Genomic DNA, 1,987 nt, shown 5'->3' with positions numbered 1-1,987 from the left:
TATACCGCACTTGCTGCCCGCTCAGGGTCCAAGAAACTCGCCATCATCGCCGTCGCAAGGAAGCTCCTGGTCGTCCTCAACGCCATCATGCGCGACAAAACCGCATTCGCGTGAACACAGTTGCCATGCCGTTACGGCAAGGCGTTCCAACGGTTGCAGAATTCCGCACCGTTGCACTCTGCGGCAAGGGTCACGGCATGGATACTCGGGTCAGGCCCGAGTATGACGACGTCACGTAGGGATTCGGCCAATCTCCAAGGGTGGCGCCAGAAGCTCAACCCACCGCCACCCTCAGCCACGGGGCCTTTTCGCCGAGCGTCCAAACCAGCCCGGCATGCGCCGCGCGGTTCACCCTCCGCACAGGGAGGTAGAGCGCCTCACGAAGAAAGGCAGGATGCCCAGTCCCTACTGCACCGAGCCGACCAGCACGGCCTGGCCGTCGCGGATCGAGACCCAGCGTCCGGTGTTGTCGATCGCCTGGCGCTTGAGGAAGCGGTAGCCGGTCGCGTCCCAGGCTCTGACCTTGTCGGTCAGATTGTCGAGCACGTAGTCGCCCTTGTCGGTGCGCACCGTCAGCACCGAATGGCCTTCGCCATCAGGCTTGCGCACGACGGTGATCAGGAGGTCGGCGAGCGACATGCCCATGCGATAAAGCTGGCGGCGCTTTTCCAGCACATAGTCCTCGCAATCGCCATAGCCGTCATCCGGATAGGCCCAGACTTCATCCTTGCCGTAGTGATCGAGATCGCTCAACGGCTTGACGGCGGCGTTGACCTTGGCGCTGACGCTGACCAGCTTGCGCCACAGGACGTCCGTCATCCTGGCCGGCTCGAGATCGGCCGGATGGATGTTGCATTCGTTCGGACGCGCCTTGCAGAAATCATAGTGCCCGATCGGCTGCGAGGTCAGGCCGCCTGTGGTCATTGCGCCCGCCGCCCAGGCGGGTACCGCCCAGTGAGCCGAAATCGCCAGCCCTGCGACTGAACACAAACGCAGAATCCGCGTCATCGCTGAGGAAGTCATTGCCCCCGCCGCCCTGTTCTTTATTAACGAAACGTTAAAGGCGATTTACAGTCCGTGTCAATTAGAGACCGCGGCCAGTTTGACGGCATGGTTACCTGGACGATCCCGTAGCGGCACTTTCGCAACAGAGACACCGTCGCAACACCAGCGGCCGCCGTCTGGCGGCGGAACGGAAGTTCGCTCTGGCGCGGTCCGCGGCGTTCAGCCTTTCGCGGAACGGACCAGTTTGGGCCTCGTCGCCACACGCTGCTGGCGGCCATAGCTGGAAATGAAGTCGGCGATGCGCGGCACGATCTCGGAGCGGAAGCGCGAGCCGTTGAAGACGCCGTAATGGCCGACGGCCGGCTGCACGTAATGGACATGCTTGTCGGCGGGAATGTTGACGCACAGATCATGCGCGGCCTGGGTCTGGCCGAGCCCGGAAATGTCGTCGTTCTCGCCCTCGATGGTGAGCAGCGCGACGTTGCGGATCGCTGCGCAGTCGACCGTCTCGCCGCGATGCGTCATCTCGCCCTTCGGTAAAGCGTGGCGCACGAACACGGTGTCGACCGTCTGCAGGTAGAATTCCGCCGTCAGGTCCATCACCGCCAGATATTCGTCATAGAAGTCGCGGTGCTTTTCGGCGCTGTCCCCGTCATGCTTCACAAGGTGCATGAAGAAGTCCTTGTGGGCGATGATGTGGCGGTCGAGATTCATGCTCATGAAGCCGGAGAGCTGCAGGAAGCCCGGATAGACCACGCGCCCGAAGCCCGGCACCGGCCAGGGCGCCTGCATGATGACATTGTCGCGGAACCAGTCGATGCCCTTTTCCTTGGCCAGGAGATTGACCGCGGTGGGGTTGCGGCGCGTGTCGACCGGCCCGCCCATCAGCGTCATGGTGGAGGGCACGAAGGGATCGCCGCGCCTGTCCATCAGCGCCACCGCCGCCAGCACCGGCACCGAAGGCTGGCAGACGGCCATGACA

2 protein-coding genes are annotated in these 1,987 nt (G+C 63.2%); both read right to left on the bottom strand.

Annotated features, from left to right (window positions below):
- Positions 1-405 precede the first annotated feature (405 nt).
- Positions 406-1,023 carry a transglutaminase-like cysteine peptidase gene (locus tag EOA28_RS34190; protein WP_127253758.1) on the bottom strand — a complete coding sequence of 206 codons (618 nt, stop codon included), beginning with the start codon at positions 1,021-1,023 and terminating at the stop codon, positions 406-408.
- A gap of 201 nt (positions 1,024-1,224) precedes the next feature.
- On the bottom strand, positions 1,225-1,987 hold a 763-nt coding region (gene phaZ / locus EOA28_RS34185), incomplete at its 5' end, for a polyhydroxyalkanoate depolymerase (RefSeq protein ID WP_128315766.1).

This window comes from Mesorhizobium sp. M2A.F.Ca.ET.067.02.1.1, from assembly GCF_004023285.1.
GTDB lineage: Bacteria > Pseudomonadota > Alphaproteobacteria > Rhizobiales > Rhizobiaceae > Mesorhizobium.
Note: the sequence above shows the minus strand (reverse complement) of the source record. Positions and strands in the feature narration are given on the sequence as shown.